General features: G+C 62.8%; 32 protein-coding genes. 17 read left to right on the top strand and 15 right to left on the bottom strand.

Features of this window, described 5'->3' with window-relative positions; all coding sequences use genetic code 11:
- Window positions 1–4: 4 nt before the first annotated feature.
- The 4 genes from NKG95_RS22190 to NKG95_RS22175 form a co-directional block, all read right to left on the bottom strand.
- Window positions 5–1,528 carry a tripartite tricarboxylate transporter permease gene (locus NKG95_RS22190; protein ID WP_352483579.1) on the bottom strand — a complete coding sequence of 508 codons (1,524 nt, stop codon included), beginning with the start codon at window positions 1,526–1,528 and terminating at the stop codon, window positions 5–7.
- Window positions 1,529–1,532: 4 nt separating this feature from the next.
- The gene (locus NKG95_RS22185) at window positions 1,533–2,066 is read right to left on the bottom strand and encodes a tripartite tricarboxylate transporter TctB family protein (protein WP_023718981.1); all 534 of its coding nucleotides are present in this window, start codon (window positions 2,064–2,066) and stop codon (window positions 1,533–1,535) included.
- Window positions 2,067–2,221: 155 nt separating this feature from the next.
- Window positions 2,222–3,199: a Bug family tripartite tricarboxylate transporter substrate binding protein gene (locus tag NKG95_RS22180; protein WP_353042536.1), complete on the bottom strand. Its 978-nt coding sequence runs from the start codon at window positions 3,197–3,199 to the stop codon at window positions 2,222–2,224.
- A gap of 207 nt (window positions 3,200–3,406) precedes the next feature.
- Window positions 3,407–3,946 carry a GNAT family N-acetyltransferase gene (locus tag NKG95_RS22175; protein ID WP_353019892.1) on the bottom strand — a complete coding sequence of 180 codons (540 nt, stop codon included), beginning with the start codon at window positions 3,944–3,946 and terminating at the stop codon, window positions 3,407–3,409.
- A 227-nt stretch (window positions 3,947–4,173) separates the two neighbouring features.
- Between NKG95_RS22175 and NKG95_RS22170 the strand changes: the two genes are divergently transcribed.
- From NKG95_RS22170 to NKG95_RS22155, 4 genes are all read left to right on the top strand, one after another.
- On the top strand, window positions 4,174–4,629 hold the full coding sequence (locus NKG95_RS22170; protein WP_023718978.1) for a DUF2214 family protein: 456 nt from the start codon (window positions 4,174–4,176) through the stop codon (window positions 4,627–4,629).
- 183 nt (window positions 4,630–4,812) lie between these two features.
- Window positions 4,813–5,790, top strand: a complete 978-nt coding sequence (locus tag NKG95_RS22165) for a tripartite tricarboxylate transporter substrate-binding protein (RefSeq protein ID WP_353042534.1) — start codon at window positions 4,813–4,815, stop codon at window positions 5,788–5,790.
- A gap of 77 nt (window positions 5,791–5,867) precedes the next feature.
- Complete coding sequence (locus NKG95_RS22160; protein ID WP_023718976.1) at window positions 5,868–6,335, top strand: tripartite tricarboxylate transporter TctB family protein; 468 nt, start codon at window positions 5,868–5,870, stop codon at window positions 6,333–6,335.
- A gap of 9 nt (window positions 6,336–6,344) precedes the next feature.
- Window positions 6,345–7,856: a tripartite tricarboxylate transporter permease gene (locus NKG95_RS22155; protein ID WP_353042532.1), complete on the top strand. Its 1,512-nt coding sequence runs from the start codon at window positions 6,345–6,347 to the stop codon at window positions 7,854–7,856.
- Between the two features lie 34 nt (window positions 7,857–7,890).
- Here NKG95_RS22155 and nth read toward each other — a convergent pair whose 3' ends face one another.
- Entirely contained in the window at window positions 7,891–8,712 is an 822-nt protein-coding gene (gene nth / locus NKG95_RS22150) for an endonuclease III (RefSeq protein ID WP_353042530.1), read from the bottom strand.
- Between the two features lie 22 nt (window positions 8,713–8,734).
- Here nth and NKG95_RS22145 point away from each other — a divergent pair, with 22 nt between their 5' ends.
- On the top strand, window positions 8,735–9,229 hold the full coding sequence (locus tag NKG95_RS22145) for a DUF2244 domain-containing protein (protein WP_353042528.1): 495 nt from the start codon (window positions 8,735–8,737) through the stop codon (window positions 9,227–9,229).
- Window positions 9,230–9,232: 3 nt separating this feature from the next.
- Here NKG95_RS22145 and NKG95_RS22140 read toward each other — a convergent pair whose 3' ends face one another.
- Entirely contained in the window at window positions 9,233–10,048 is an 816-nt protein-coding gene (locus NKG95_RS22140) for a class I SAM-dependent methyltransferase (RefSeq protein WP_353042526.1), read from the bottom strand.
- A gap of 114 nt (window positions 10,049–10,162) precedes the next feature.
- On the opposite strand from NKG95_RS22140, the gene NKG95_RS22135 reads away from it, so the two are divergent.
- From NKG95_RS22135 to NKG95_RS22110, 6 genes are all read left to right on the top strand, one after another.
- Complete coding sequence (locus tag NKG95_RS22135) at window positions 10,163–11,056, top strand: methylated-DNA--[protein]-cysteine S-methyltransferase (protein WP_023718971.1); 894 nt, start codon at window positions 10,163–10,165, stop codon at window positions 11,054–11,056.
- A 112-nt stretch (window positions 11,057–11,168) separates the two neighbouring features.
- Window positions 11,169–12,077 (top strand): ribokinase, encoded by a 909-nt coding sequence (locus NKG95_RS22130; RefSeq protein WP_023718970.1) that lies wholly within the window; start codon window positions 11,169–11,171, stop codon window positions 12,075–12,077.
- A 6-nt stretch (window positions 12,078–12,083) separates the two neighbouring features.
- Window positions 12,084–13,544 (top strand): amidase, encoded by a 1,461-nt coding sequence (locus tag NKG95_RS22125; protein WP_352847394.1) that lies wholly within the window; start codon window positions 12,084–12,086, stop codon window positions 13,542–13,544.
- Window positions 13,545–13,647: 103 nt separating this feature from the next.
- The gene (locus NKG95_RS22120; RefSeq protein ID WP_353042525.1) at window positions 13,648–14,262 is read left to right on the top strand and encodes a LysE family translocator; all 615 of its coding nucleotides are present in this window, start codon (window positions 13,648–13,650) and stop codon (window positions 14,260–14,262) included.
- 98 nt (window positions 14,263–14,360) lie between these two features.
- Window positions 14,361–14,681 carry a hypothetical protein gene (locus NKG95_RS22115; protein WP_353042523.1) on the top strand — a complete coding sequence of 107 codons (321 nt, stop codon included), beginning with the start codon at window positions 14,361–14,363 and terminating at the stop codon, window positions 14,679–14,681.
- Between the two features lie 249 nt (window positions 14,682–14,930).
- The gene (locus tag NKG95_RS22110) at window positions 14,931–15,167 is read left to right on the top strand and encodes a hypothetical protein (protein WP_353005899.1); all 237 of its coding nucleotides are present in this window, start codon (window positions 14,931–14,933) and stop codon (window positions 15,165–15,167) included.
- Window positions 15,168–15,173: 6 nt separating this feature from the next.
- On the opposite strand, the gene NKG95_RS22105 is transcribed toward NKG95_RS22110, so the two are convergent.
- Window positions 15,174–16,115 carry a nucleoside hydrolase gene (locus NKG95_RS22105; protein WP_352483583.1) on the bottom strand — a complete coding sequence of 314 codons (942 nt, stop codon included), beginning with the start codon at window positions 16,113–16,115 and terminating at the stop codon, window positions 15,174–15,176.
- A gap of 144 nt (window positions 16,116–16,259) precedes the next feature.
- Between NKG95_RS22105 and NKG95_RS22100 the strand changes: the two genes are divergently transcribed.
- Together NKG95_RS22100 and NKG95_RS22095 are read left to right on the top strand one after the other, a co-directional pair.
- Window positions 16,260–16,685: an Hsp20 family protein gene (locus tag NKG95_RS22100; protein WP_023718964.1), complete on the top strand. Its 426-nt coding sequence runs from the start codon at window positions 16,260–16,262 to the stop codon at window positions 16,683–16,685.
- 63 nt (window positions 16,686–16,748) lie between these two features.
- Window positions 16,749–17,006 (top strand): BQ00720 family protein, encoded by a 258-nt coding sequence (locus tag NKG95_RS22095; protein WP_352483584.1) that lies wholly within the window; start codon window positions 16,749–16,751, stop codon window positions 17,004–17,006.
- Window positions 17,007–17,077: 71 nt separating this feature from the next.
- Here NKG95_RS22095 and ptsN read toward each other — a convergent pair whose 3' ends face one another.
- From ptsN to lptC, 6 genes are all read right to left on the bottom strand, one after another.
- Window positions 17,078–17,542, bottom strand: coding sequence for a PTS IIA-like nitrogen regulatory protein PtsN (gene ptsN, locus NKG95_RS22090; protein ID WP_023718962.1), 465 nt, complete (start codon window positions 17,540–17,542; stop codon window positions 17,078–17,080).
- Window positions 17,543–17,601: 59 nt separating this feature from the next.
- Window positions 17,602–18,186 carry a ribosome hibernation-promoting factor, HPF/YfiA family gene (hpf, locus tag NKG95_RS22085; RefSeq protein WP_352483585.1) on the bottom strand — a complete coding sequence of 195 codons (585 nt, stop codon included), beginning with the start codon at window positions 18,184–18,186 and terminating at the stop codon, window positions 17,602–17,604.
- A 288-nt stretch (window positions 18,187–18,474) separates the two neighbouring features.
- The gene (gene rpoN, locus NKG95_RS22080; RefSeq protein WP_353042521.1) at window positions 18,475–20,001 is read right to left on the bottom strand and encodes an RNA polymerase factor sigma-54; all 1,527 of its coding nucleotides are present in this window, start codon (window positions 19,999–20,001) and stop codon (window positions 18,475–18,477) included.
- A 198-nt stretch (window positions 20,002–20,199) separates the two neighbouring features.
- Window positions 20,200–21,018 (bottom strand): LPS export ABC transporter ATP-binding protein, encoded by an 819-nt coding sequence (gene lptB, locus NKG95_RS22075; protein WP_023718959.1) that lies wholly within the window; start codon window positions 21,016–21,018, stop codon window positions 20,200–20,202.
- Window positions 21,018–21,629: an LptA/OstA family protein gene (locus NKG95_RS22070; protein WP_023718958.1), complete on the bottom strand. Its 612-nt coding sequence runs from the start codon at window positions 21,627–21,629 to the stop codon at window positions 21,018–21,020. Before NKG95_RS22070 ends, lptB begins: the two co-directional genes overlap by 1 nt.
- Window positions 21,616–22,329 (bottom strand): LPS export ABC transporter periplasmic protein LptC, encoded by a 714-nt coding sequence (gene lptC / locus NKG95_RS22065; RefSeq protein WP_023718957.1) that lies wholly within the window; start codon window positions 22,327–22,329, stop codon window positions 21,616–21,618. Before lptC ends, NKG95_RS22070 begins: the two co-directional genes overlap by 14 nt.
- A 305-nt stretch (window positions 22,330–22,634) precedes the next feature.
- On the opposite strand from lptC, the gene sppA reads away from it, so the two are divergent.
- The 4 genes from sppA to lhpI all read left to right on the top strand — a co-directional run bounded on the left by sppA (window position 22,635) and on the right by lhpI (window position 25,358).
- Complete coding sequence (gene sppA, locus NKG95_RS22060) at window positions 22,635–23,591, top strand: signal peptide peptidase SppA (protein WP_353042519.1); 957 nt, start codon at window positions 22,635–22,637, stop codon at window positions 23,589–23,591.
- Between the two features lie 78 nt (window positions 23,592–23,669).
- On the top strand, window positions 23,670–23,954 hold the full coding sequence (locus NKG95_RS22055) for an integration host factor subunit beta (RefSeq protein ID WP_006200394.1): 285 nt from the start codon (window positions 23,670–23,672) through the stop codon (window positions 23,952–23,954).
- Window positions 23,955–24,003: 49 nt separating this feature from the next.
- A complete protein-coding gene (locus NKG95_RS22050; RefSeq protein WP_353042517.1) occupies window positions 24,004–24,336 on the top strand; it encodes a DUF1049 domain-containing protein in 333 nt (110 codons plus the stop codon).
- 53 nt (window positions 24,337–24,389) lie between these two features.
- The gene (lhpI, locus tag NKG95_RS22045; RefSeq protein ID WP_353042515.1) at window positions 24,390–25,358 is read left to right on the top strand and encodes a bifunctional Delta(1)-pyrroline-2-carboxylate/Delta(1)-piperideine-2-carboxylate reductase; all 969 of its coding nucleotides are present in this window, start codon (window positions 24,390–24,392) and stop codon (window positions 25,356–25,358) included.
- 98 nt (window positions 25,359–25,456) lie between these two features.
- Here lhpI and NKG95_RS22040 read toward each other — a convergent pair whose 3' ends face one another.
- Window positions 25,457–25,825 (bottom strand): VOC family protein, encoded by a 369-nt coding sequence (locus tag NKG95_RS22040; RefSeq protein WP_031193999.1) that lies wholly within the window; start codon window positions 25,823–25,825, stop codon window positions 25,457–25,459.
- Window positions 25,826–25,911: 86 nt separating this feature from the next.
- Window positions 25,912–26,595, bottom strand: a complete 684-nt coding sequence (locus tag NKG95_RS22035; RefSeq protein ID WP_352856874.1) for a helix-turn-helix transcriptional regulator — start codon at window positions 26,593–26,595, stop codon at window positions 25,912–25,914.
- Window positions 26,596–26,613 lie beyond the last annotated feature (18 nt).

Below are 26,613 nucleotides of genomic sequence, written 5' to 3'. Positions count from 1 at the left end.
CAGCTCAGGCATCGCCCGGCACGTGCTCCGGTCCGCGCATGCGCCTGTGCTCGATGTAGGCCCAGATATGCGGTCCAACCAACCCGATGAAGGCCAGCGTCAGCAGCGTCAGCGACAGCGGATGCTTGTAGAACACCGTCCAATCGCCGTTCGAGATGGTCATCGCGCGGCGGAACTGCGTTTCGGCAAGCGGCCCGAGAATCATGCCGATGATGACTGGCGCGGTCGGGAAATCGAAACGCCGCATCAGGAAGCCGGCGGCACCGAGCAGATAGAGGATGATGAGGTCGATCGGCGATTGCGAAATGCCGTAGGTGCCGACCGTGGCGAACACCAGGATGCCGGCATAGAGCTGCGGCGCCGGAATCTTCAGTAATCGCACCCAGAGCCCGATCAGCGGCAGGTTGAGGACGACGAGGATGACATTGGCGATGAACAGGCTGGCGATCAGCCCCCATACCAGATCGGCCTGCGTCGTCAGCAGCAGCGGCCCCGGATTGATGCCGTAGCTCTGGAATGCCGACAGCATGATCGCGGCGGTCGCCGAGGTCGGCAGGCCGAGCGTCAGCATCGGCACCAGCACGCCGGCGGCGGATGCATTGTTGGCCGCTTCCGGCCCGGCAACGCCCTCGATGGCGCCGACCGTGCCGAACTCCTCCTTGTGTCTGGAGAGTTTCTTCTCGATGGCATAGGAGAGGAAGGTCGGGATTTCGGCGCCGCCGGCCGGCATGGCGCCGATCGGGAAGCCGATCAGGGAGCCGCGCAGCCATGGCCTCCACGAGCGCGACCATTCAGCCGCGGTCATGTAGAGCGACCCTTTCAACGGCACGATGTCGTCCTTGCCGGCATAGCGGCGCGAGGCCATGTAAAGCGTCTCGCCAACGGCGAACAGGCCAACGGCGACGACGATGACGTCGACGCCGTCCAACAATTCGCTCATGCCGAAGGTGAAGCGCGGCTGCCCCGTCTGCAGGTCGACGCCTATCATGCCGACGACGAAGCCGACGAACAGGCTGGTCAGGCCGCGCACCGACGACGAGCCGAGCACCGCCGAAACCGTGATGAAGGCCAGCACCATCAGCGAGAAATATTCGGCCGGACCGAAAGCCAGCGCGAATTTGACGACGATCGGCGCCAGGAAGGCAACGCCGATCGTGCCCAGCGTGCCGGCGACGAAGGAGCCGATCGCCGAGGTTGCCAAGGCCGCACCGCCACGGCCGGAGCGGGCCATCCGGTTGCCTTCCAGCGCGGTGACGATAGTGGCGCTTTCGCCAGGCGTGTTGAGCAGGATCGATGTCGTCGAGCCGCCATACATGGCGCCGTAATAGATGCCGGCAAACAGGATGAACGACGCCTCCGGCGCCACCTGGTAGGTGATCGGCAACAGCAACGCGATGGTCAATGCCGGTCCGAGGCCGGGCAGCACGCCGATCGCAGTCCCCAGCGTGGTGCCGACCAGGCACCATATGAGATTGATCGGCGAGAAGGCGACCGAAAATCCGTGCGCGAGATGGCCGAGCGTTTCCATGGCGTCAGCCCCTCAGCACGGCAACGACCGAATCGACGATCGCGTTCAGCTGGTTTTCGATGAAGCCGGCGCCGATATTGACGCCGAGTGCCCTGGCAAAGCCGAAATAGGCGGCCAGCGCCAGGATCAGACCGAGCAGCACGTCACGCAGCGGACGCCGGCTGCCGAAACCGTGGCAGATGAGAACGAACATGATGACAGATGCGGCGGTAAAGCCGAGCGGCTGGATCAGCACGAGGTTGGCGATCAGTCCGAGGACGACGATGCCCATCGCCTTCCAGTCGGTCGGCGTCTCCTTTTCGTCCTCCGGCTGCCATCCGCCCCGCAAGGCGGCAATGATGAGCAGCAGCGACAGGATCACCATCCCCGTCATGGTGATGTAGGGAAAGACGGTCGGACCGACCTTGGAATAGAGCGGCGACACCGGGATTGCCAGCGTCTGCCAGGCAACCGCACCCGCACAGGCGAGGAGCCCAACGCCGATCAGCAGTTCGGGCACTGCAAGGCGCGGCGGCGCCTGCTGGTCGCTGGTGCTCATCATCGTCCTCCCAATGTCGGTCCCTTGGGGCCGGTTCTCCTTGGACCGGTCTCACTCGGCCGATCTCGGCGTAGTTTCACCTCCGGCGCCGCGTATGTCCATGCGGCTGGCGAAAGTCGGCAAGGGTTGGCGCAGGCCGCCCCTTGCCGAGAGCATCACGCCAGGCCGAGGTCCTTGAGGATCGTCCCGATGCGGGCCGTGTCTTCGGCGACGAATTTCGCATAGTCGTCACCGGTGAGCAGGATCTGCGTCCAGTTGCGGTTCTTGCATTCGGTGGCCCAGGCGTCGCTCTTGGCCATCGTCTCGATCAGCTTGATCATTGCTGCCTTGTCGGCGTCCGAGACGCCGGGCGGCGCGAAGACGCCGCGCCAGTTGAACAGCTCGACGTCGATGCCGGCTTCCTTCATGGTCGGAGCATCGATGCCCTCCTGGCGTTTGTCGGCAGATATCGCCAGCAGCCGCAGCGCGCCCGCCTTGACCTGTTCGGCGAACTCGCCATAGCCCGAGATGCCGGCCGCGACCTGGTTGCCGAGCAGCGCCGACAGCGCCTCGCCGCCGCCGGCGAACGGCACATAGGACAGGTTGGTCGCAGGAACACCGACGGTCTTGGCGATAAGGCCGAACAATATGTGATCCGAGCCGCCGGCCGAACCGCCAGCAACCGGAACCTGCGTCGGGTCGGCCTTGAGGGCAGCAACGAAGTCGGCCGCAGTCTTGAACGGCGAGGCGGCCGGCACCACCAGCGCCTCGAACTCGCCGGTAAGGCGGGCGATCGGCGTGACCTCGGCAAGGTTGTTGGCCGCCTTGTTGGCGATAATGGCGCCGACCATGACCATGCCCGCCACCATCAGTGCATTGCCCTTGCCCTTCCACTGGTTGACGAACTGCGGCAGGCCGACGGTGCCACCGGCGCCGCCGACATTGGTGATCTGCGAGCCGGAGATCAGCTTTTCACTGCGCAGCACCTGGTCCATGGCGCGCGCCGTCTGGTCCCAGCCGCCGCCCGGCGCCGCCGGCACGAAAATCTGCAGCTGCGGTGCGTCCTGCGCGAAAGCGGGGATAAAATGCGATGCCGCGAGCCCGGCAGCACCTGCCGCCGCGGTGCTCATCAAGAATCTGCGTCTGTTCAGCATGGGATTCCTCCAATCGCGACACCTCCTCCGGTGCCTGCCAGAAACGTAGCCTGAATTCAGACCCGCTCGATAAAATTCATGCAGAGTTTGCGTCATCCTGTCAAAGACAGAACACGCTGCATGCGCCACAATCGGCCCGTGCGATGTTCAGGCTGGAGAACTCGACGCCCGACGACGATGTGGCAGGCAGTGCCCAGACAGCATCCGTCAGGGTTGCCGCTCGAGTAGAATGGTCGGCTTGTCTTGATAGACGGTTCGCAGCACTTCGCCATAACCGCATTTTGCCGCGACGTTCAGCGAGCCGATGTTTTCCGGATCGATGATGCAGACGGTCTTCGCGGCTGCAAATGCCTCATCGCCCCAGGCAAGCACCCGTGCGACGACTTCGCTGGCCAACCCCTGGCCATGCACGTCCGAAACCAGAGCCCATCCGGCCTCCGGAATGCCCTCGATCGACGGCGTCATGTCGCGTTTCAGATCGTGGAAGCCGGCCTCGCCGATAAAGCGGCTGGTCGCCTTTTCCTCGACCGCCCAGAAGCCGTAGCCCAGAAGCGACCACAGGCCGGCATGGCGCAGGAAACGCATCCAGCTTTCCTCCCGCGTGCGCGGCTTGCCGCCGATAAAACGGGTGACGACGGGATCGGCCCACATTGCGACATAGGCGTCGAAATCGTCCAGCCGGTGCGGTCGCAGGACCGTGCGAGAGGTCTCAATCACTGGGGCGACAATTGTCTGCGGACTGGTCATGGTCATGCCTCGGTTGTGTTGCCGGTGCCTAATGCAGGTCATCCAACGGTTAGGACAGCGACATGCATGAGATGGGGAATCAAAATCCGTTGCGTAAAACAAGAACCAAGGCTGTGTAGATCAGTTTCCAGGCTGATGTGAATCCCGCCAAGCGGTGTTAGTTTTTCGCCAGTATTTGGTTCACTGCGTTCGGTTTCGGCGCTGCCGTCCGACAGAGGGGAAACAGCATGGACACCACCGACCTTGTGCTTGCCATCTTCCATCATCTGCTGGTGTTTTCGCTGGCAGGCATCATCGGCGCCGAATTCGTCCTGATCCGCAGCGACCTGTCCGCCGCGACGCTGAAGCGGCTTGTCGGTATCGATCGCCATTACGGCATCATTGCCATGCTGATCATCGTCGTCGGCATCGGCCGCGTCATCTATGGTCTCAAGGGCTGGGAATTCTACGTCTACAACTGGATGTTCTGGGCAAAGATGGCCGCTTTCGCAATTGTCGGCCTGTTGTCGATTATCCCGACCGTCCGATTCCTGTCCTGGAGCAGGCAGGCGAGCGCCAGTCCCGGCTTCCAGGTGCCTGCGGCGGAGCTAGCGTCCGTTCGCACCTATGTCCGCACCGAGGCATTCATCTTCCTGTTGATCCCGGTGTTCGCGGCGGCGATGGCGCGCGGCTACGGCTATTAAGATAGGTCGGAGGAAGGGCATCGCGCGGCCCGACATTTCCACTCATTGCGCGGACAAACGTGCAGTTTGCCGTTTGAGGCGATTGTCATTTGTCGGGTTGCGCTAGTTATTGCTCCATCTACATTCGGTTTGAGAGGAACTCCGCGCAGCGGTTGGTAATTCGTATTCTGGGAGGAAATCACGATGAGAAAATTCGTCGCCGCGCTGGCTGCCGTTGCGGTCGCCATGCTTTACCCGTTGGCCGCGGGCGCGCAGACGTATCCCGAACGCACCATCACCGTTGTCGTGCCGTTTTCGGCCGGCGGCCCGACCGACACCGTCACGCGTCTTGTCGCGGAAGCCATGTCCAAGGACCTCGGTCAGCAGGTCATCGTCGAGAATGTCGGCGGCGCCGGCGGCACGCTAGGCGCCGGCCGCGTCGCGAATGCCGATCCTGACGGCTATACGCTGCTCCTGCATCACATCGGCATGGCGACCAGCGCGACGCTGTATAGGAACCTCGCCTACGACACGCTGAACGCGTTCGAATATGTCGGTCTCGTCACAGAAGTGCCGATGACCATCGTCGGCCGCAAGGATCTCGAGCCGACCGACCTGAAGGGACTGGTCGACTACGCCAAGGCCAACAAGGACACCGTCACCGTCGCCAATGCCGGGATAGGCGCGGCCTCGCATCTGTGCGGCATGCTGTTCATGAGCGCCATCGGCACGTCGCTGGTCACCGTTCCCTACAAAGGCACTGGCCCGGCCATGACCGACCTTCTCGGCGGCCAGGTCGACATCATGTGCGACCAGACGACCAACACCACCAAGCAGATCCAGGGCGGCACGATCAAGGGCTATGCCGTAACCTCGGCGCAACGCCTCGACGTGCTTCCCGACGTGCCGACAACGACGGAAGCCGGCCTTCCGCAGGTGCAGGTCGGCATCTGGCACGGAATCTATGCACCCAAGGGCACGCCGGCCGAGATCACCGAGCGCCTGTCGAAATCGCTGCAGGTGGCCCTGAAGGATCAGAACGTAGTCGCCCGCTTTGCCGAACTCGGCACCAAGCCGTCGCCCGAGGCCGACGCCACGCCGGCCGCGCTCAAGGCCAAGCTGGAAAGTGAGATCGCGCGGTGGAAGCCTATCATCGAAGCGGCCGGCCAGTACGCCGACTAAAGCTTGAACGGGGCGCCGCCAGCGCCCCGTTTTTACACCGGCATCGGCACGCCCGCGGCGCGGCCCGGGAGGACGTCATGAAACCGTTCGCAATCGACAGAACCAACGGCATTTGCGCAGCGCTGTTCATCTTCCTCGGCGCATTTTTCGCGCTGCAGTCGCTCGGCCTTGAAATCGGCACCGCCTTCCGTATGGGACCGGGCTATTTCCCGCTGGTGCTGGCGATCGTGCTGATCCTGCTTGGCGCCGTCATCCTCGTCCAAGCGGTGCGTTTCGAGAGCGACCCGATCGGCCACATCGCGTGGCGCGGCATGCTGTTCATTCTGCCCGCTCCGATCTTCTTCGGCCTGACGGTGCGCGGCCTCGGCTTTATCCCCTCGATCTTCCTGACGGCGCTGATCGCATCGTTCGGCAGCGGCCGTATGAAGCCGCTGACCGCGCTCGTGCTGTCGGCCGGCCTGACGCTGTTCGCATTCGTCGTCTTCAGCTACGCACTCGGCCTGCCGTTCCGGCGTTTCGGCCCGTGGCTGCCCCTATCATTGTGAGGAGATGAAATGGAACTCCTCAACAATCTCGCACTCGGCTTTTCGACGGCTACATCTTTGGCAAACCTCGGTTTCTGCCTGATTGGCGTCCTTCTTGGCACGCTGATTGGTGTCCTGCCCGGCATCGGCGCCACCGCAACCATTGCCATGCTGTTGCCGATCACCTTCCAGATCGGCGACCCGGTTTCCTCTCTCATCATGCTCGCCGGCATCTATTACGGCGCGCAGTATGGCGGTTCGACTACCGCCATCCTCATCAACATGCCCGGCGAATCCTCGTCGGCCGTCACCGCCATCGACGGCTACCAAATGGCCAGGAACGGTCGCGCCGGGGCGGCACTGGCGACCGCGGCGATAGGCTCGTTCTTTGCCGGCACGGTGTCGACCTTCCTCGTCGCCATCTTTGCCCCACCGCTGACGGCGATCGCGCTGAGATTCGGCGCAGCCGAGTATTTTTCGCTGATGATTGTCGGCCTGGTCTCGTCCGTCGCGCTCGCCCACGGCTCGATCGTCAAGGCACTGGCCATGGTCGTGCTCGGCCTGCTGCTCGGACTTGTCGGCACGGATATCTACACCGGCACGCCCCGCTTCACGCTCGGCATCCGCGAATATGCCGACGGGCTGAATTTCGTCGCAGTGGCGGTCGGTGTCTTCGGCGTCGCCGAGATACTGCGCAACCTCGAAAACGAGCATGAGCGTTCCGTGCTGATCCGAAAGATCTCCGGCCTTATGCCGACCCGCGAAGATTTTCGGCGCATGGCGGCTCCCATCGTGCGCGGAACAATCATCGGTTCGGCGCTCGGCATCCTGCCGGGAGGCGGCGCGATCCTTGCCGCCTTTGCCTCCTACACCGTCGAAAAACGTGTCTCGAAAAATCCGGGGGAATTCGGCAAGGGCGCAATCGAAGGCGTCGCCGGACCGGAATCGGCCAACAATGCCGGCGCACAAACCTCCTTTATCCCGATGCTGACGCTCGGCATTCCGGCCAACCCGGTAATGGCGCTGATGATCGGCGCGATGATCATCCAGGGCATCGTACCCGGCCCCAATGTTGCGATCGAACAGCCTGCACTGTTTTGGGGTATCATCACCTCGATGTGGATCGGCAATCTGATGCTGATCGTCTTGAATCTGCCGCTAATCGGGCTTTGGGTGAAACTGCTTACGATCCCGTATTACGTGCTCTTCCCGATCATCATGGCGTTCTGCTCGATCGGCGTTTACAGCGTCAACACCAACGTCTACGACCTCTATGCAGTCGCACTCTTCGGCTTGCTTGGCTATCTCCTGACCAAGCTGCGCTGCGAACCCGCGCCGCTGCTGCTTGGCTTCGTGCTCGGCCCGCTGCTCGAGGAAAACCTGCGCCGCGCCATGATCCTCTCTCGCGGCGATCCGAGTACCTTCGTGACGAGACCGATCAGCGCCAGCCTGCTCCTCATCGCGCTCGCCGTGCTCGTCATCGTCTTTCTTCCCGCGGTCAAGAAGAAGCGCGAGGAGGTGTTCGTCGAGGAGAGTTCCTGAACGTGGATGGCGCCACATAGGAGGAACTTCAGAGTCACTTGGCTGGCACTGATTCAGTAGCCGCCTCTACTGGCCCGAGCGGCGCGATCTCGACCAGTGGTGCAGGCACGCTGGTCGTCTTTTCCTTGGCCTTGCAGATATCGGCGATGACGCAGGCAGGGCAATCCGGCTTACGCGCCTTGCAGACATAGCGGCCGTGCAGGATCAGCCAATGATGCGCATGTCGCATATATTCGTCCGGAATGATCTTCAGGAATCCTTGCTCGACCTGTTCCGGCGTCTTGCCCGGCGCCAGGCCGAGCCTGTTGCCGATGCGGAAGATGTGCGTGTCGACCGCCATCGTATGCTGGCCGAAGGCGACGTTGAGCACGACATTGGCGGTCTTGCGGCCGACACCAGGCAGCTCGACCAGTTGATCGCGATCATCGGGCACCTTGCCGCCGTGGTCGCGGATCAGGGCTTCCGACAACGCGATGACATTCTTGGCCTTGTTGCGCCACAGCCCGATAGTGCGGATATGGTCGCCGAGCCTGGTCTCGCCCAGCGCCAGCATTTTCTGCGGCGTGTCGGCGATCTTGAACAGCGCCCGCGTCGCCTTGTTGACACCGGCGTCCGTCGCCTGCGCCGAAAGCACCACCGCCACCAGCAGCGTGAAGGCGTTGATATGTTCGAGTTCGCCTCTCGGTTCCGGCCGCTGAACGGAAAAGCGCCGGAAAATCTCATGCACCTCGGCGGGTCTGTAAAGCGCCCGCGACCTCGCCGGCCGCGGACGCGGCTTGGCGTTCGAGCCGTCGCGGCGGCCGGGCAACAGGTCTTTTTTTAGCGCCGAAGAGTTTTTGGACTTGGGGCTTGTCATTGCTTTCCTATAATATTCTGTAATGAGCGACACAAACGCCTCATTTCAGGCCGACGAGCCATTCTTCCAGGCGCTGCTGATACCGCACCGGTCGCTGGGCAAGACCGGCTTTGTCATCCTGATGGGCGCATTGCTGTTCGGGTGGCTGGTGACCGGAGCGTTTTTCCTGTCGCGCGGCGCCTGGCCGGTGTTCGGCTTCTTCGGCCTCGATGTTATTGCCATCTATATCGCCTTCCGCGCCAATTATCGTGCCGCTCGGGCTCGCGAGGAGGTGTCGGTGTCTCGCACCAGCCTCGATATCCGCAAGACTGCCCCGTCAGGCAAATCGGAAGCACATCGCTTCAATCCGTTCTGGGCACGCTTTTCGATCGCCCGCCACACCGAAATCGGCATCACCAGAATGGCGGTCGAGGCGCAAGGAAAAACAGTCTCGATCGGTGGCTTCCTCAACCCCGACGACCGCGAAAGTTTTGCCACCGCATTTTCGCACGCTCTGGCGACCGCCAAGGCGCGCTGACGATCAAAACCGAAATCTCAACAGCCTGCCGACCCTCCGAAGAGCCGGAACGTGGCTCCAGAGGCGAAAGACCAGTCCGGCGAACCAGCTCACACGGGCGGCATGTTCGGGTTTGTACGCCATCGTTTCCTCGACCAACCGCAGGCCGGGCACTGACCGTTCCAAGTCGCGCGGATCGTTGATCGCCCAGTGGAGTTCGGCTCCGGTGGCGCGGAACGACCGGTTGAGGCGCACGAGCTTTAGACCCAGGTCGCTGTAGGCATCGCAGATAAATTCGCCGCTGGCCAGATGCGACACAAGCCGCGAAACCAGTCTTGGGCCCTCGTCAGCGGCAAGGTAGGGGGTCAGGCCCTCCGCCACGACCATCGCCGGGCGATCGCCGGGCACTTCATCCAACCAGCCAGGCTCGGTGACGGATGATCCGATCAGGTGGTAATGCTCGCGCATCGGGTAGAGCTTGCGCCTGAGCTCGATGACTTCGGCGTAGTCGACGTCGAACCAGTCGACGCCGGCTGGCGGGTCGATACGGAATATTCGTGTGTCCAGCCCGCAGCCGAGATGCAGCACAATGGCGTTCGGGTTGTTCGCCAGAAAAGCCGCAACCCAGTCGTCCAGCGTCTTGGCCCGGATCGCCAGACCGACGCCGAGATTGTTGTCGACCTTGAGCCGCGAGAAATCGTAGTCGATGCGGCGAACCGCCTCGTCCGCAAAGCGGTCTTTCAGCAGCGAGTTGGGAAGCCGGCTTTCCAGCGCCTTGCCGTAGACGGTGATCAGCAGCGTTTCTCTTTCCTTGGTCAGCTGCACCTTCTCGCCGGCCATGATTGTCCTCCCCATTCAAAGCCAACTCTATCTGGGTACATGCTGCGGGAAAGCAAGTTTCGGGTGGTGATCGGCGCCGCGAAGGACGATATTCGCACTCAAGGAGATACTGCCATGAACGCCCAAATGCCTCTCAAAACGACAGCAATCCTTCAGAAAGACATCACGCCTGAAGGTGGCGACTACGAAATCGTCCGTCGTGCCATCGAAAAGATCAGCCTCGACTATCGCGATCAGCCTTCGTTGGAAGTGCTGGCCGAGGAGGTCGGCGAGACGCCGACCGGGCTGCAGAAGCTGTTCACCCGCTGGGCCGGCCTGTCGCCGAAGGCTTTTCTGCAGGCCGTCACCCTCGATCATGCGCGCAAACTGCTGGATTCCGGCATGCCGCTGCTGGAAACTTCGTTCGAACTCGGCATGTCCGGCCCAGGCCGGCTGCACGATCTGTTCGTCACCCATGAAGCGATGTCGCCGGGCGATTACAAGACCCGCGGCGCCGGGCTCACCATCCGCTACGGCTATCATATCTCGCCTTTCGGCATCGCTTTGATCATGGTGACGGACCGCGGCCTTGCCGGCCTCGCCTTCAACGACCCCGGCGGCGAGCGTGCGGCCTTTGCGGACATGTCCAGCCGTTGGCCGAATGCGACCTATGTCGAGGACATGGCGGCGACGGCGCCCTATGCCGCGCGCATTTTCGATCCGACGCTGTGGCGCGCCGACCAGCCGCTGCGCGTCGTCATGATCGGCACCGACTTCCAGGTCCGCGTCTGGGAGGCCTTGCTGCGCATTCCGATGGGCAAGGCCTGCACCTATTCCTCGATCGCCGCGCGCATCGGCGCACCGAGCGCCAGCCGGGCTGTCGGTGCCGCAGTCGGCGCAAATCCGATGTCCTTCGTCGTGCCGTGCCACCGGGCTCTCGGCAAGTCCGGCGCGCTCACCGGCTACCATTGGGGCCTGACTCGCAAACGCGCCATCCTCGGCTGGGAGGCGGGACAAGTCTCTTCTTGAATAGCCAACGAATGGAACGATAGGAGCGAAGGGCCCCGAGGGTGACAAGCAGCGATCTTACGGAGTAGCTTCCCGCGCAATTAGAGTGACATGCGTTAGCGGGAGGCACTTCTTGATCGTCGTCATCGGTTCCATCAATCTCGACCTCATCGCCAGTGTCGACCGTTTGCCCGGTCCCGGCGAAACGGTGCGCGGCTCCGGTTTCGCCACCGCCCCCGGCGGCAAGGGAGCCAACCAGGCGCTGGCCGCCGCCCGCGCCGGCGCCAAGGTGCGCATGGTCGGCGCGGTCGGCAAGGACAGCTTCGCCGGCGAGGCTTTGGCGCTGCTGCGCGACGGCAAGATCGACCTGTCCGGCGTCGGCGAGACCTTTGCCTCGACGGGTACCGCGTTGATCATGGTCGGCGCCGACGGCGAGAACGTGATCGCCGTCGTGGCGGGCGCCAATGATTCGGTCGTGCCGGGTGACCTTTCCAAGGCTTTCCTGAAAAACGGCGATGTCGTGCTGCTGCAGTTGGAGGTCCCGTTGCAAACGGTCGAGACAGCGCTTGACGCGGCAAGGACGGCCAACGCGGTCACCGTGCTCAACACCGCACCTTTCCACGGCGACGCGGCCGGCTTCCTCGGCAAGGCCGACTATCTCGTCGCCAACGAGACCGAGTTCGACCTCTATGGTGAGGCGCTGTCGTTGAGTGGCCGCGACCGCCCGGCACGGATGCGCGACTATGCCTCGAGAACCGGCCGCACCATCGTCGTCACGCTTGGCCCAGACGGCGTTCTCGCCGCGACGCCGGACGATCTCCTGATGGTTCCGGCGCTGAAGATCACTCCGCTCGATACGGTCGGCGCCGGCGACACGTTCTGCGGCTATTTTGCTGCCGGACTGGCGGCAGGCCTGCCGCTCGACCAGGCGCTTGCCCGCGCTGCCGCAGCCGGTTCGCTGGCCTGCCTGAAAGCCGGCGCCCAGCCTGCCATCCCGCTGGCCAGGGATGTCGACGCCGCCATGCCGACATCTGCCGGCTGAAGCGCGATGACAGCCACGCGCCCGACCACCGGGCATGCCGTGCCGCCCGCCGGCGACATCTGCCGCCTGTCCGCCGTGGAACTGGCCGACAGGATCAGGCGCCGGCAGCTTTCGGTGCGCGAAGTGATCGCTGCATTCCTGGACCGGATCGAGGCGGTGAACCCACAGGTCAACGCCATCGTTTCATTGCGTGAGCGTGCCGACATCCTGCGCGAGGCCGACGAGGCAGACGCTCATTTGGCGCGAGGAGCAGATACCGGATCGCTGTTCGGTCTGCCGATCGCGATCAAGGATCTTGCGCTGACAAAAGGCCTGAGAACCACCTTCGGCTCGCCGATCTTCGCCGATTTCGTGCCTGAGGAAGACGACTTCTTCGTCGAGCGTGTTCGGCAGGCCGGCGCCATCATCATCGGCAAGACCAACGTTCCCGAATTCGGGCTCGGCTCCAACACCTACAATACCGTGTTTGGACAGACGCTCAACGCGTTCGACCCAGCGCTGACCGCCGGCGGCTCGAGCGGCGGCGCGGCGGTCGCGCTAGCGCTCGACATGGTTCCCATTGCCGATGGCAGCGATTTCGGCGGCTCGCTACGCAATCCCGCTGCTTACAACAATGTCTATGGCTTCCGCCCGTCGCAGGGATTGGTACCGGCCGGCCCTGATCTTGATGTGTTTCATGCGCAAATGGGCGTCGAAGGGCCGATGGGGCGTAACGTGCGCGACATCGCCCTGCTGCTCGACGTTCAGGCCGGCTATCATCCTCGCGCGCCGCTGTCGCATGATAAGCCAGGCTCGTTCCTCGAAGGGCTGGAATCGCGGGCGGCCGGCGGGCGCATCGCCTGGCTCGGCGATCTTGACGGTCATCTGCCGATTGAAGCAGGCATTCTACAGCTTTGCGAGGCAGCACTCGGCCGGTTAGCGGATCTATCCTTCGAGGCCGAGCCGCTGATGCCGGAATTCGAGTTCGAAGCGCTGTGGCAGGCCTTTGTAACGCTTCGCCAGGCGAGCAGCGGTTGTGCGCTCAAGGTGCATTACGACGATCCCTTGAAACGCCGCCTTCTCAAGCCGGAGGCCGTGTGGGAAGTGGAACATGCACTGGGCCTCACCGCGCCGCAGATCCACGCCGCCACGGTGAGGCGCTCGTCATGGCACAAAACCCTGCTGTCGCTCTTCGATCGATTCGATCTCATCGCGCTGCCGACCGCGCAGGTCTTCCCTTTCGAGGTCTCCACCCACTGGCCAAGGGAAGTGGCCGGGCGTGCCATGGACAGCTATCATCGCTGGATGCAGGTTTCAGCGTTCGCCACGCTCGGCGGCTGCCCGGCGATCAATGTGCCGGTGGGCTTCGACCCCAAGGGCAGGCCGATGGGCATGCAATTGATCGGGCGGCCACGCGCTGACCTCTCGGTGCTGGGGGCGGCTGCCGCCTATGAGGCAACGCTGCCATGGCAGGCCGGCGCCTGCTGAAATCAGCTCCGCATTGTCGGCGCCTCGCCGACTTGCACGCAACTCATCGCCATGCATTGATCGCGACAGCGCGCCGCACGAGCGGCATTCTGCGGAGGGAAAAATGTCGCTGGAACTCTACGCCACCTACGTCGTCGCTTGCATCGTCATCATTCTTGTGCCGGGGCCGACGGTCACGCTGATCATCGCCAACAGCATCCGCCACGGCTCGCGCGCCGGCCTCGCCAATGTCGCCGGCACCCAGGCCGGGCTGGCCATCATGATCGCCATCGTCGGCATCGGGCTGACCTCGCTTATCGCCGGCATGGGCCACTGGTTCGAATGGGTCCGGCTGATTGGCGCCGCCTACCTGATCTGGATGGGCGTGCAGATGTTCCGCTCGAAAGGCAAGCTGAACGCCGACGGATCGGCTAAACAGCCGCGCGGCGGCTTCTTCCTGCAGGGCCTGCTGGTGGCGATCAGCAATCCAAAGACGCTGGTGTTCTTCGGCGCCTTCTTTCCGCAGTTCATCGCCCCCTCAGGCAATTACGCGTTACAGATCGGCGTCATGGGTCTCACCGCCATGATCTTCGCCGCCGTCTCGGATTCGACCTACGCGTTGGCCGCCGGCCGCGCCGGGCGCCTGCTGTCGGCCGGCCGCGTCAAGCTCTTGTCGCGAATCAGCGGCAGCTTCCTGGTGGGCGGCGGCCTGTGGCTGGCCTTTTCCAAGGCGAAGTAACAGCCGCGAGCCAGGACGCAAATAGCAATCTCCTGGAACAGGAAGGCCGATTGAAAGTCAGCCTTCTGTGCACCACATGAATCGATAGTTGGGGATTCATGCCGGTGCCATGGACTTTTGTGGATGTGAAAAGGCACGCGATCGGCGTGATCCTGATTGTTGCTTTGTTTGCGGCGGTGTTGGCCCTCGATCCGCTCAAGTGGACGAATAACGCCAGCCCGATCCGCTCGGTGGACCCAATCGATGCAGCCGTCAAAAGTGCCCATTGGGGCAAAGGCCGAAGTGTCTACGTGCTGGTCCTTGAAGACGGTTCATCTGTTTTCATCGACGACGATCGTCCGCGCCTGATCGGCTCGCACGTCGGCATCGAGCGCGTCACGCGCGACAATGGCTTTGTCTTCTACCGATTTCCAAATTGAACGGCGATCGATCAATGAAGCTGTTTTCGAAGGTAAAACGAGTGACAGAGCTCTCTTCGAAGAAATCGCTCTTGAACAACGCCCTGCGCTACTCAACTCTAAGTGATGGGTCCGACAAATCTTTTTCTTAGAAACCGCCTTCTTCTGCTTCGGGCAGAGTTTCGCGATACAGTCGTTGGCGTCGCTTTCTTTTGCTCATTCGCTCTTGTGGCCGCCGTGGCGATTGTAACAAGACAGAATAGCACGATCATGGGCACGCAACGCGTAGGAGGCATCGTCGAAGATGTTGCGACGATGCCTCTAAATCCGAAAGGTTCCGTCGGCCATGGACTTTATTATAGATATGAAGTCCGTCTCCATGACGGCAACGCACTGGTATTTATCGATGGTGAGGTGGAGACGCCCCACATGATCGGATCGGAAGTCTCGATCGAACAACAGCACCGCAATAACGGCACCAGCACCTACCGCCTGCTCAATGACTGAGCGGCACTAAAGCCGCCCCAGCCTTTCCAGCAACAGCGCGAAAAACGCATCATGATCGATGTCGCGCATCACCATGGCGTTCTTCGGCCGCTTGGTCACTCCCCACCAGTCGATCACCGTCATGCCCATGGTGAGCTCCGAGGCAGTTTCCACGCTGACATTGCAGTTGCGGCCCTTGAACAGCTTCGGCTTCAACAGATAGGCGATGACGCAAGGATCGTGCAGCGGGCCGCCATCGGTGCCGTATTTCTCTTCGTCGAAGCGTTCGAAGAATTCCAGCATGTCCGCCGTCGCCGTGCCGACCCTGGTGCCGAGCTTGCGGAAAGCCTTCGTGCGCTTGGCGGTGGTCAGCGCCTTGTGGGTGACGTCGAGCGGCATCATCACGATCGGAATGTCGGATTTGAACACGACATCGGCGGCATGCGGGTCGACATAGATGTTGAACTCGGCAGTCGGCGTGACGTTGCCGCCCTCGAAGAAGCCGCCGCCCATCAGCACGATCTCCTTGATGCGCGGCGCGATTTTCGGCTCGCGGATCAGCGCCAGCGCAACATTGGTGAGCGGCCCGAGCGCGCAAAGCGTGATCGTGCCGGTCTCCTCCTTCATCAGCGTCTCGACGATGAAATCGACCGCATACTGATCCTGCAGCTTCATCTTTGGCTCAGGCAGTTGCGGTCCGTTGAGGCCGGTCTTGCCATGCACTTCCTCGGCGGTGACGAGTTCACGCGCCAGCGGCCGGATGGCGCCTGCATAGACCTTGACATCCGGCCGGCCGGCCAACTCGCAGATCTTGCGTGCGTTTTTTTCGGTGAGTTTCAGCGGCACGTTGCCGGCCACCGCGGTGATGCCGACGATCTCCAGCTCGGCGCTGCCGAGCGCCAGCAATATGGCGACGGCATCGTCCTGGCCGGGGTCAGTGTCGATGATGATCCTGCGGGATTGGGGCATTTCAATTCCTTGTTTTAGCAAGTCTTTTTGGGCGGGACGTGTGACGGCTTGAAGTCTGCCGGGCGGCGGACCATATCAAGACCATCGGGAAAAATGCCATCCGGGTTTTTCCACTTTATGTCGCTCTTGAGAGGACACTGTAACATGAGCCGAATGACGCCTTTTTCCAGCCCGCTTCTCCTCGGTTTCGATTCCATGGAAAAGACACTGGAGCGCTTGGCGAAGTCGGGTGACAGCTATCCTCCGTACAACATCGAGCGCCTCAGCGGTGCCGACGGCAAAACCGAAAGGCTGCGCATCACGCTCGCCGTCGCCGGTTTCGCGGAAAGCGATCTCGATGTCTCCACGGAGGAGAACCAGTTGGTCGTGCGCGGCCGTCAGAACGACGACACCGAGCGCGAATTCCTCCACCGCGGCATCGCCGCGCGCCAGTTCCAGCGCTGTTTCGTGCTGGCCGACGGCATGCGGGTGATTGCGGCGGAATTGAAGAACGGCCTCTTGTCGATCGATCTCGATCGGCCGGAGTCCGAACGGCTGGTACGAAAAATAAACATATCGGTGAAAGACTGAGTTTTGCCGATAGCTCTCATGCGGGATGGCCTTGAGCGGCGTCTCGCGGCAAGGAGGCTTGAAATGACCAGAACTGACGAAAATATCATCATGACCAGCGGCGAATTCGCTCATCTCGGCGAAGGTTCGGTCGCCTATCTCAGGAAAGTGTCGAGCGACGATCTGCGCGGCCGTTTCCCGGGCCTCGGCGAAATCGCGCCCGGGCTGGAACTGTGGGCCCTGTTTGCCGCCAACGGCCAGCCGATCCTGCTTTCGGATGCTCGCGACCGGGCGCTGGCCGGCGCCTTGGAAAACGATCTGACCCCCGTCGCTATCCACTAACAACACGGCGCGCCGATCTGGCTGAAACGGACAGGGCCGCTCACGGCGGCCCTTCAACGGGTCCAATCAACTCAGGCGGCGTGCGAGGCCTGTGTATCCGACAGCAGCGCGTGGATGGCCACGGCATCGCGCGTGCCCCTGATCTTGGCAACCGTGTCGGCATCGCGCAGCACCCGCGCGATGCGCGACAGCGCCTTGAGGTGGTCGGCGCCGGCACCTTCGGGGGCCAAAAGCAGAAACACCAGGTCGACCGGCTGATCGTCGAGGGCCTCGAAATCAACCGGTGTCTCCAGCCGGGCAAAAACTCCAGCGATCCGCTTCACCCCGGCCAGCTTGCCATGCGGAATGGCGATGCCGTTGCCGACGCCGGTCGAACCCAGCCGCTCGCGTTGCAGGATGGTGTCGAACACCTCCCGCTCCGGAATGCCGGAAATTGCCGCCGCCCTTTCAGACAGCAATTGCAGCAGCTGCTTTTTGGAGTTCGCCTTCAACGCCGGCATGATTGCCGGAACGTTGACGAGATCGCTCAGATCCATGCTTGAAATCCCTTGTTCGCCTGCCGTCGCCAGTCCCCACGCTTGCGTGCGGCTGGTTTTTACCCCTGCGCGACCTTGGCCGTAGACGGGTCGATCCAGCCGATATTCCCGTCCGGCCGGCGATAGACGATGTTGAGATGGTCGTTTCCGGCATTGCGGAAGACCAGGACCGGGCTGTCCTTGGTGTCGAGCTCGATCACGGCTGACGCCACCGACATGGTCCGCAGCGTCATGGTCGATTCGGCGACGATGGCCGGCGCGAAATTCTCCGGTATCTCCTCGTCGTCATCGGCAAGCGGGGCCATCACCGTATAGGCGACGTCGGTGAGTTCGCCATTGCTATTGCCTGAATTGTGCGACTTCAGCCGGCGCTTGTAGCGCCTGAGGCGGGTTTCCAGACGGTCCGCCGCGGCATCGAAGGCAAGCGTCGGATCCTGGGCATCGCCGGTCGCCTGCAGCGAAGCACCGGAATCCAGCCGGATCATGCAATCGGCCGTGTAGCGCGACCCCGATTTGACGACTACGATTTGCCCTGAAAAGCCCCGATCGAAATATTTCCCGATCACTTCCCCGACACGGTCGTTGATGCGCGTACGGAACGCATCGCCGATATCCATGTGTTTTCCCGATATGCGCAGTGTCATCTGAAAACTGACCTTCCTTGCTCAGGCTTCAAACTGTCCCGAGTTTATACTCGTGGTCCGTGCGCACAAGCTTTGCGGCGTCACTTGCGCCGATTTTAAATCCGAACTTTCCGGTTGATCACAAGCCGCCTTCTTGGCCGTCCGTGGCCTACGTCGTGACGGACCATCTCTCGTGCGGGCATCAGCGAACTCAAATCCACTCGCCAGCCCGTCTCATGCGGGCGGGCTTCTAGCCACTTCGTTGCCGCTTGTCAATGAACGCGAAAGCTGTGGAAATTCTGCCGGAGTTCAACGGCCGGCGCTGGCCAAAGCGCGTTTTTCGCGCCGCCGTTGCACCGAAGAGGGTATGTTCATGCCTTCCCGGTATTTGGCAACCGTGCGCCTGGCAATGTCGACGCCGCTTTCCCGCAGCATGTCCACGATGGCATCGTCGGAAAGCACATCGACGGCTTTCTCTTCGTCGATCAGCTGCTTTATGCGGTCGCGCACCGCTTCCGACGAATGCGCATCGCCGCCACCCGACGAAGCGATCGAGGCGGTAAAGAAATAGCGCAGCTCGAACACGCCGCGCGGCGTCAGCATGTATTTGTTTGCCGTGACCCGGCTGACCGTCGATTCGTGCATGCCGATAGCGTCCGCCACCGTGCGCAGGTTGAGCGGCTTCAGGTGCCGCACGCCGTGGACGAGAAAAGCGTCCTGCTGGCGCACGATCTCGGAGGCGACCTTCAGGATAGTCTTCGCCCGCTGGTCGAGGCTGCGCGTCAGCCAGTTGGCATTCTGCAGGCATTCGGCGAGGAAATCCTTTTCCGCCTGGTTTTTCGCATGCGGCGTGACCTGAGCGAAATAGATGTGATCGACCAGCACGCGCGGTAGCGTCTCGGCGTTGAGCTCGACCGTCCAGCTGCCGTCATTGGCTGCGCGCACCTCGACGTCGGCCACGATCGCATCGCTGGCACCGCGCGAAAACGCCATTCCCGGCCGCGGGTCGAGCGCCCGGATCTCGGCCAGCATGTCGAGCAGATCCTCCTCGTCGACACCGCAAATCCGCTTCAGCGTCTGGAAATCGCGCCGTGCCAGGAGTTCGAGATTGGCGATCAATGCCCTCATCGCCGGATCGAGCCGGTCGCGCACGGCAAGCTGCAGCGACAGGCATTCGGCGAGGTCGCGGGCGAAGATGCCGGCGGGCTCGAATGTCTGGCAAATCGCCAGCGCCATTGCCACCGCCGGGGGGTCCGTGCCGAGGCGGGCCGCGATCTCGGCCATGTCCGCACGCATGTAGCCGGCCTCATCGAGGCCGTCGGCAAGCTCGCTGGCGATCAGGCGCGCGGCCGGATCGGCGAAGGCGAGCGCCACCTGCTCGCCGACATGGTCGCGCAGCGTGATGGTAGCCGCCGCCATATCCGCGACATCGAAGCCGTCGGAGGAAGAGGCGGAACTATTGCCGGACGCCGATTTCCATTGCGCCGTCAGGTCGGGGCCGAGCCGCTCGCTCGTTCCAGGATCGTCGGGAAACAGGTTTTCCAGCGACGTATCGAGCTTTTCCGAGATCGCCTCGGCGCTCCACGCCGTCTCCGCTTCGAACCAGTCGCCGTCGGCGGCCGGTTCCGATGCGGCGTCGCTCTTCTGCGCCTGGTCGCTGGCGGCGTCGTCCTGCGGTTCGGCGCGTTCCAGCAGGGGATTGCGTTCGATCTCGTCGTCGATGAAGCGTTCCAGCTCGAGGTGGGTGAACTGCAGCAGGCGGATCGACTGCATCAGCTGCGGCGTCATCACCAGCGACTGCGACTGTCGTAGCTGTAGTTTTGCCGCCAACGCCATGGTTCGGTTTCAAACGCCCCGTCTACGCACCCGCACTGCCGGAAAGAATTTTCCAGGCCAGCATAGAAACTGGCCCGGCTTTTGCTTGTCAAGGCGAGGTGCGGAAAAACTCGCCTGCCAGCGCGTTTTTCAGGCAGAAAATCGAAGAAAAAGCTGCCGGACTACGCCGGAAATCCCGTTCGAACCGGAATTTCGCATTTAGAGCGTAAATCCCTCGCCAAGATAAAGCCGCCGCACATCGGCATTTGCGACGATTTCGTCGGCTCGGCCATGGGTCAGCACCTGGCCGGCATGGATGATGTAGGCGCGGTCGATCAGGCCAAGGGTCTCACGCACATTGTGGTCGGTGATCAGCACGCCGATGCCACGTGCCGTCAGATGGCGAACGAGCTGCTGGATGTCGGCGACGGCGATCGGGTCGATGCCGGCGAACGGTTCGTCGAGCAGCATGTAGGCGGGGCGGGTTGCCAAGGCGCGGGCAATTTCCAGGCGCCGCCGCTCACCGCCGGAAAGCGACAGCGACGGAGCCTTGCGCAGATGGCTGATGTGGAATTCCTCGAGCAATTCGTCGAGCAGGCGCTCACGTTCCTTGCGGCTCTTTTCGACCACTTCGAGCACGGCCCGGATGTTTTGCTCGACGTTCAGGCCGCGAAAAATCGACGCTTCCTGCGGCAAATAGCCGATGCCGAGACGGGCGCGGCGATACATCGGCATCGACGTGACATCGAAACCGTCGATCTCGATGGTGCCTTCATCGACCGGCACCAGCCCGGTCACCATGTAGAAACAGGTCGTCTTGCCGGCGCCGTTGGGGCCGAGCAGCCCAACCGCCTCGCCGGCGCGCACGCCCAGCGTCACGCCGCTGACGACTTTGCGGCCCTTGTAGCTTTTGGTCAGCCCCTTGGCGATCAAGGTTCCCTTGAACTTTGCCGCTTCGACGGTGACCCTGGCCGGTGCCGCAAGTTTGCTGGCGGCGCGCCCTGGAAGACGCGCCAGCAGCGACGATATGCCGGTCATCAGGGTTTCGCTGCTCCAGACTTCGCCTGCGGCGTGATCGACATCATGACGCGGCCGCCGCAGGCGTCGACCTGGGCAAGGCCGCTCTTCATCTGCACGGTAAGCTTGCAGCCGACAAGCACGTTGTCGCCTTGCGAGAGCACGACCTTGCTGCCCGAAAGCACCAGCACCTCGGTCTTCATGTCGAAGGTGCCGCGGTCGCCGGTGGCAACCTGATTGTCCGATTTGATGTAGACCTTATCGTCGACCACGAGATGGTCGATGTTGGCGGATCCGGTCATCGCCGCGGCACCCGCCGGCTCGGCGCCTTTGGCGGCGGCTGCATCCCTGACGTAATAGACCGTCATTTTGCCGGCCTTGAGTACGGTTGGACCCTGGACGACGTTGACGTTGCCGGTGAAGACGGCGACGCTTTCCGCCTGGCGCACCTCGAGCTTGTCGCTTTCGATCTGGATCGGCTTGTCGCCCGACAGCCTGAGGCCGGACATTTGGCTGGTGGCGCTGGACTGCGCCAGCGACGAAGCCGTCCCCAGGGTGAGCCCCAATGGCAGCCCGAGGGTCAGCAACGCCGAAACCGCGGCGAGGCGCCGTGCCGAACTACTGAACCGCATTGGTCTCTCCGCTCTTTGCCTCTGCCGCCTTCAAACTGGCGGGATCGATGTCGACGCGCACCTTGTTCTCGAAAACCAGGACCTTGCCATTGTCCTGGACCGACATCGAATCCGCCCTGATCCGCGACCCGCCGCGGCTGACATCGACGGGTTCGCTTGTCTTCATAGTGCCTTCGCCCATGTCGAGATAGACTGATTTGAATTTTGCCACCACGCCATCCGTGGTCGATACCGTCACGTCGCTGGTCAGGCTGAACGTGTTGCCGTCGCGATCATAGGTGCCGCGCGCGGCATCGATGGCGGCCGTGTTGTCGGCCGCAATCGGCAGCCTGGCCTTGATGCCTTCCAGATCGATGATGCCTTGTTTGCTGACGTCCTGTATGGCGCGCAGGGCCGTCATCGAATAGGGCAAGTTCTGCTTGGTGAAGCCGTTGAGCTTGGGATTGGCCATCACCAGCTTGCCATTGGCAAAGGAGCCGCCGTCGGCCTGCACCTCGATTGCAGCGGGAGCCATGAGATAGGAATAGACCGGAAACGCGACCGCGATCAGGGCGGCGACCAGCGGCACGGCCAGCTTGAGGATCCGCACCCGGCGCGAATGACGCTGCGCGATGTCAAAGGCGTCGACCCGCGCCCGGCCTGCGGCCTTGGGAGCCAACTCCGTCTCGGTGTTGGTCGGTTCGATTGGTCCCGCTAACATGACTGCTTCTTCTAAACCCCTGCCCGCCAGGCCGCCCTATAGGTGGGGTGCCGGCGCCCTCAAGCAAGCACAAGCCGAGGAAAACCGCAAAAATATGACAGCCGCCCCTATACAACGAAAATGGCCCCAGCGCAGCCTGAACCTCATACCAGATATGGGCGCACAGTGTTAGAGCCTGTGGAACGCGACAGGTTGAAGCTTGCCCGAACGCCGAAGACGGCTTTGGCGAAGGCCGTCAGGAAACGGTAGCCGGGCGCGAATGGTTGCTTTAAAAGCATCTGCTCCCACCGACTACGAGGCTGACCATGGCATTGAGAGCCGACGACCTGATCGACCGCCGCCGCTTGCGCCGCAAGCTGACATTCTGGCGTGTTGCGGCGATTCTTGTCGCCGCAGCCGGGCTGATCGCCTTTTCCGCGTGGATTTATGGTGACGACTTCACCGGCGCGGCTGTCGACCACATCGCTAAGGTCAAGATCGAAGGTACCATCACCGAAGACGAAGAACTGATCAAGCGGCTGGAAGCCATCCGTCAGTCGCCGCGCGTCAAGGCTGTGATCCTGTCGATCGATTCACCCGGCGGCACCACCGTCGGTGGCGAGTCGATCTACGAGGCAGTGCGCAAGCTCGCCGCCGACAAGCCGGTGGTGGCCGAGGTCGGCACGCTCGCGGCGTCGGCGGGTTACATGATAGCCACCGCGGCCGACCATATTGTCGCACGCAAATCCTCGATCGTCGGCTCGATCGGCGTTCTGATCCAGTACCCGGACGTCAGCGGCCTCATGGACAAGCTCGGCGTGAAGCTGGAGGAGGTGAAATCCTCGCCCTTGAAGGCCTCGCCTTCCCCCTTCAAGCCGACCAATGACGATGAACGCGCCATGGTCCGCAAACTCATTCTCGACAGCTACGACTGGTTCGTCGGCATCGTCGCCGAGCGCCGCAACATGACCAAGCCGGAGGCGCTGGCGCTCGCGGACGGGTCGATCTTCACCGGCCGGCAGGCGGTCACCAACAGATTGATCGACGCGGTCGGCGGCGAGGCCGAAGCGATCGACTGGCTTGCAGGCAAGGGTGTCGATGCCAAGCTCAAGGTGGTGGAATGGAAGGACACGGAAAAACGCGGTGGTTTCCTGTTCTCCAAGGCGATGGCGCAGACCGTCGGCGCTGCGCTTGGCCTGCCTGGCCATGGCGGCGACGTCCTTCACGAAATTGGAGCGGACCGCTTGTTTCTTGACGGTCTCGTTTCCGTCTGGCACCCTTGAGGAGCCGCTTGGGAGTGAAAAAGCAAATAAAATCATTCTGATAATTTCGGCGGCACTGCTTTCACGGGGAGCCTTTTCATGATCAAATCCGAACTTGTGCAGATCATCGCCACGCGCAATCCGCATCTTTTCCTGCGCGATGTCGAAAACATTGTCGGCGCCATCTTCGATGAAATCACCGACGCGCTTGCCGAGGGCAACCGGGTCGAGTTGCGCGGCTTCGGCGCGTTTTCGGTGAAAAACCGCCCTGCCCGCACCGGCCGCAATCCGCGCACCGGCGAATCCGTAGAGGTCGAGGAGAAATGGGTGCCGTTCTTCAAGACCGGCAAGGAATTGCGTGAAAGGCTGAACGGAGGCAAATAGGCGCGGCGCCCGCCGACCCGTTGCTGCCTTTTCTTCCGAACGGAAAAACATGTTCAATCGCTTCATCCTCATCGTGGTTTTCGTGCCGCTGGCCGTCATCCTGATTGCGCTGGCCGTCGCCAACCGCGAACCGGTGGCCTTCACGCTCGATCCGTTCAATCCCGGCAATCCGGCGCTGACGCTGACCGTGCCGCTGTTCATTTTCCTGTTCCTGGCGCTGGCCATCGGCATGATCGTCGGCAGCCTGGCGACCTGGATCAAGCAGGGCCGCTACCGCAAGCTGGCGCGCCAGCGCGGCGCCGAGGCCGAGAACCTGCGTCTGGCGGTCAGCCGCGCGCCCACCGCGTCGCAGGGCCCGGCCTTGCCGAAGCCGATGAACTGAGCCGCGGCTCGGGCCGGAAGCGCAACCGGCCTATTTCTCCACGGAGCCCTTTCATGCTGACCATTTCCGCCGCCGAGGTCGACCGCGCGCTGACCTTTCCCGGGCTGGTCGAGACATTGCGCGCCGCTTTTCGCGACGGCGCCGTGCAGCCGGTCAGGCACCATCACACGGTCGAGCGGCCCGACGGTGCCGCCTCGACGCTGCTTCTGATGCCGGCCTGGACCGACTTCAACGCCGCCGGCACCTCGGTCGATGGCCATATCGGCGTCAAGATCGTCACCGTGTCGCCCGACAACAACGCCGTCGGCAAGCCTGCGGTGATGGGCCTCTACCTGTTGCTGGAGGGCGCCACCGGCGAGCCGCAGGCCTTGATCGATGGCCAGCGGCTGACGCAGTGGCGCACCGCCTGCGCCTCGGCGCTGGCCGCCTCCTATCTGGCCCGCGAAGACGCATCACGGCTGCTGGTGGTCGGCGCCGGCGCGCTGTCGCCATTCCTTGCAAAGGCGCATTCGGCGGTGCGGCCGATCAAGAACATCCGCATCTGGAACCGCACGCCGGCCAACGCCGAAAAGGTCGCGGTGAAATTGCGTGCCGAGGGTTTTGCGGCCGACGCCGCAGGCGATCTCGACGTCGAACTCGGCCAGGCCGATATCGTGTCATCGGCGACCATCACCACCGCGCCACTGATCAAAGGGGTACTCTTGAAACCGGGAACCCATGTCGATCTGGTTGGCGGCTTCACGCCGGCGATGCGCGAAAGCGACGACGACGCGATTGCACGCGCCCGCGTCTATGTCGACACCCGCGCCGGCGCCACCAAGGAAGCCGGCGACATCGTCCAGCCGCTGGCCTCCGGCGTGCTGAAGCCGCAAGCCATCGTCGCCGACCTCTATGAACTGGCACGCGGCCAGAAAAAAGGCCGGCAGGGCAATGACGAGATCACGCTGTTCAAGTCGGTCGGCGCGGCCCTCGAGGACCTGGCCGCCGGCATTGCCGTGTATCGCGCAAGCGTAGGGCAGTAGGGCAGTAGGGCAGTAGGGCAGTAGGGCAGTAGGAAACCGTGCTAATCGTGCGGCGCCGCGCCTAGTGCTACTTTGCTCTCGCCTACTGCCCTACTGCCTTACTCCTTTTGCCAATAAACCCGCAGCCGGTGGTTGTCCGGATCGAGCGCGACGAAGGTGCGGCCGAAATCCATGTCGGTCGGGCTCTGCAGGATGGTCAGCCCACGGTCGGCCCACTCGGCATGGGTGGTGTCGACAGCGCCAGGCGTATCCAGCGCAAAGACGACCTCGGCGCCACCGCCTGCGGCCGCCGCGGCCGGCTCTACGGTATGACGCGACCAGAGGCCGAGTTTGAAGCCGTTGTCGAGCACGAACAACACGAAGGTCGGCGAGGTGTCGACCGGCTCGCGTCCGAGCAGCGCGCTGTAGAAGGCGCCGCTTTGCTCAGGCTTGTCGACATAGAGGATGACGAAATTGGGCGGTGTCATGAATTGCTCTCCAGATGGTTTCGACTGGAGGAGCATAGCGTGCACCACTGCCAGATTCTGGCAACAGTCTTAACTGAGCGGCAGCCTTAGCTTGGCTTGTCGAGCGTCGCCCGCCATTCTTTGAGCAGCACCTGGCGACGGCGCGGATAACGCGTCTCGGTGGCGTTGAGGCCGGATATCCGATCGGCGCGAAAGTGCCTGAAATCCTGGCGCATCTCGCACCACGCCGCGACGACGCGCACCTTGTCGAAGAAGCCGAGTGCAAACGGCCAGACGGTGCGCTCGGAGGCAGCGCCGCCGGCATCGCGATAGACAAAGCTCAGCTTGTGCTCCTCGCGGATGGCTTGCCGCACCATGCCGAGATCGATGCCTTCGGTGACCTCGGTGCGCGACCCGACCAGCAGCGTCGAGGCATCGAGCTCTTCGCGCAAATCGTCCGGCAGCACCGCGGCGATCTTGGCCAGCGCGTCGGTGGCGGCGTTGGCAAGCCGCCAGTCCGGCTGCTTGGCCACCCAGCGCGAACCGAGCACGATCGCCTCGATCTCCTCGTCGGTGAACATCAAGGGCGGCAGCATGAAGCCTGGCCTGAGCACGTAGCCCAGCCCCGCCTCGCCCTCGATCGGCGCGCCCTGCCCCTGCAGCGTGGCGATATCGCGATAGAGCGTGCGGATCGACACACCCATTTCGCCTGCAAGGCTGCGGCCGCTGACTGGCCGGCGATGCCGGCGCAGGATCTGGATCAGGTCGAGCAGGCGTTCGGCGCGGGACATGGATCGCAACCCGATTTG

Source organism: Mesorhizobium sp. M1423, assembly GCF_040317575.1.
Taxonomy (GTDB): Bacteria; Pseudomonadota; Alphaproteobacteria; order Rhizobiales; family Rhizobiaceae; genus Mesorhizobium.
The sequence above is the reverse complement of the archived record's forward strand: the minus strand, read 5'-3'. Positions and strand labels throughout refer to the sequence as shown.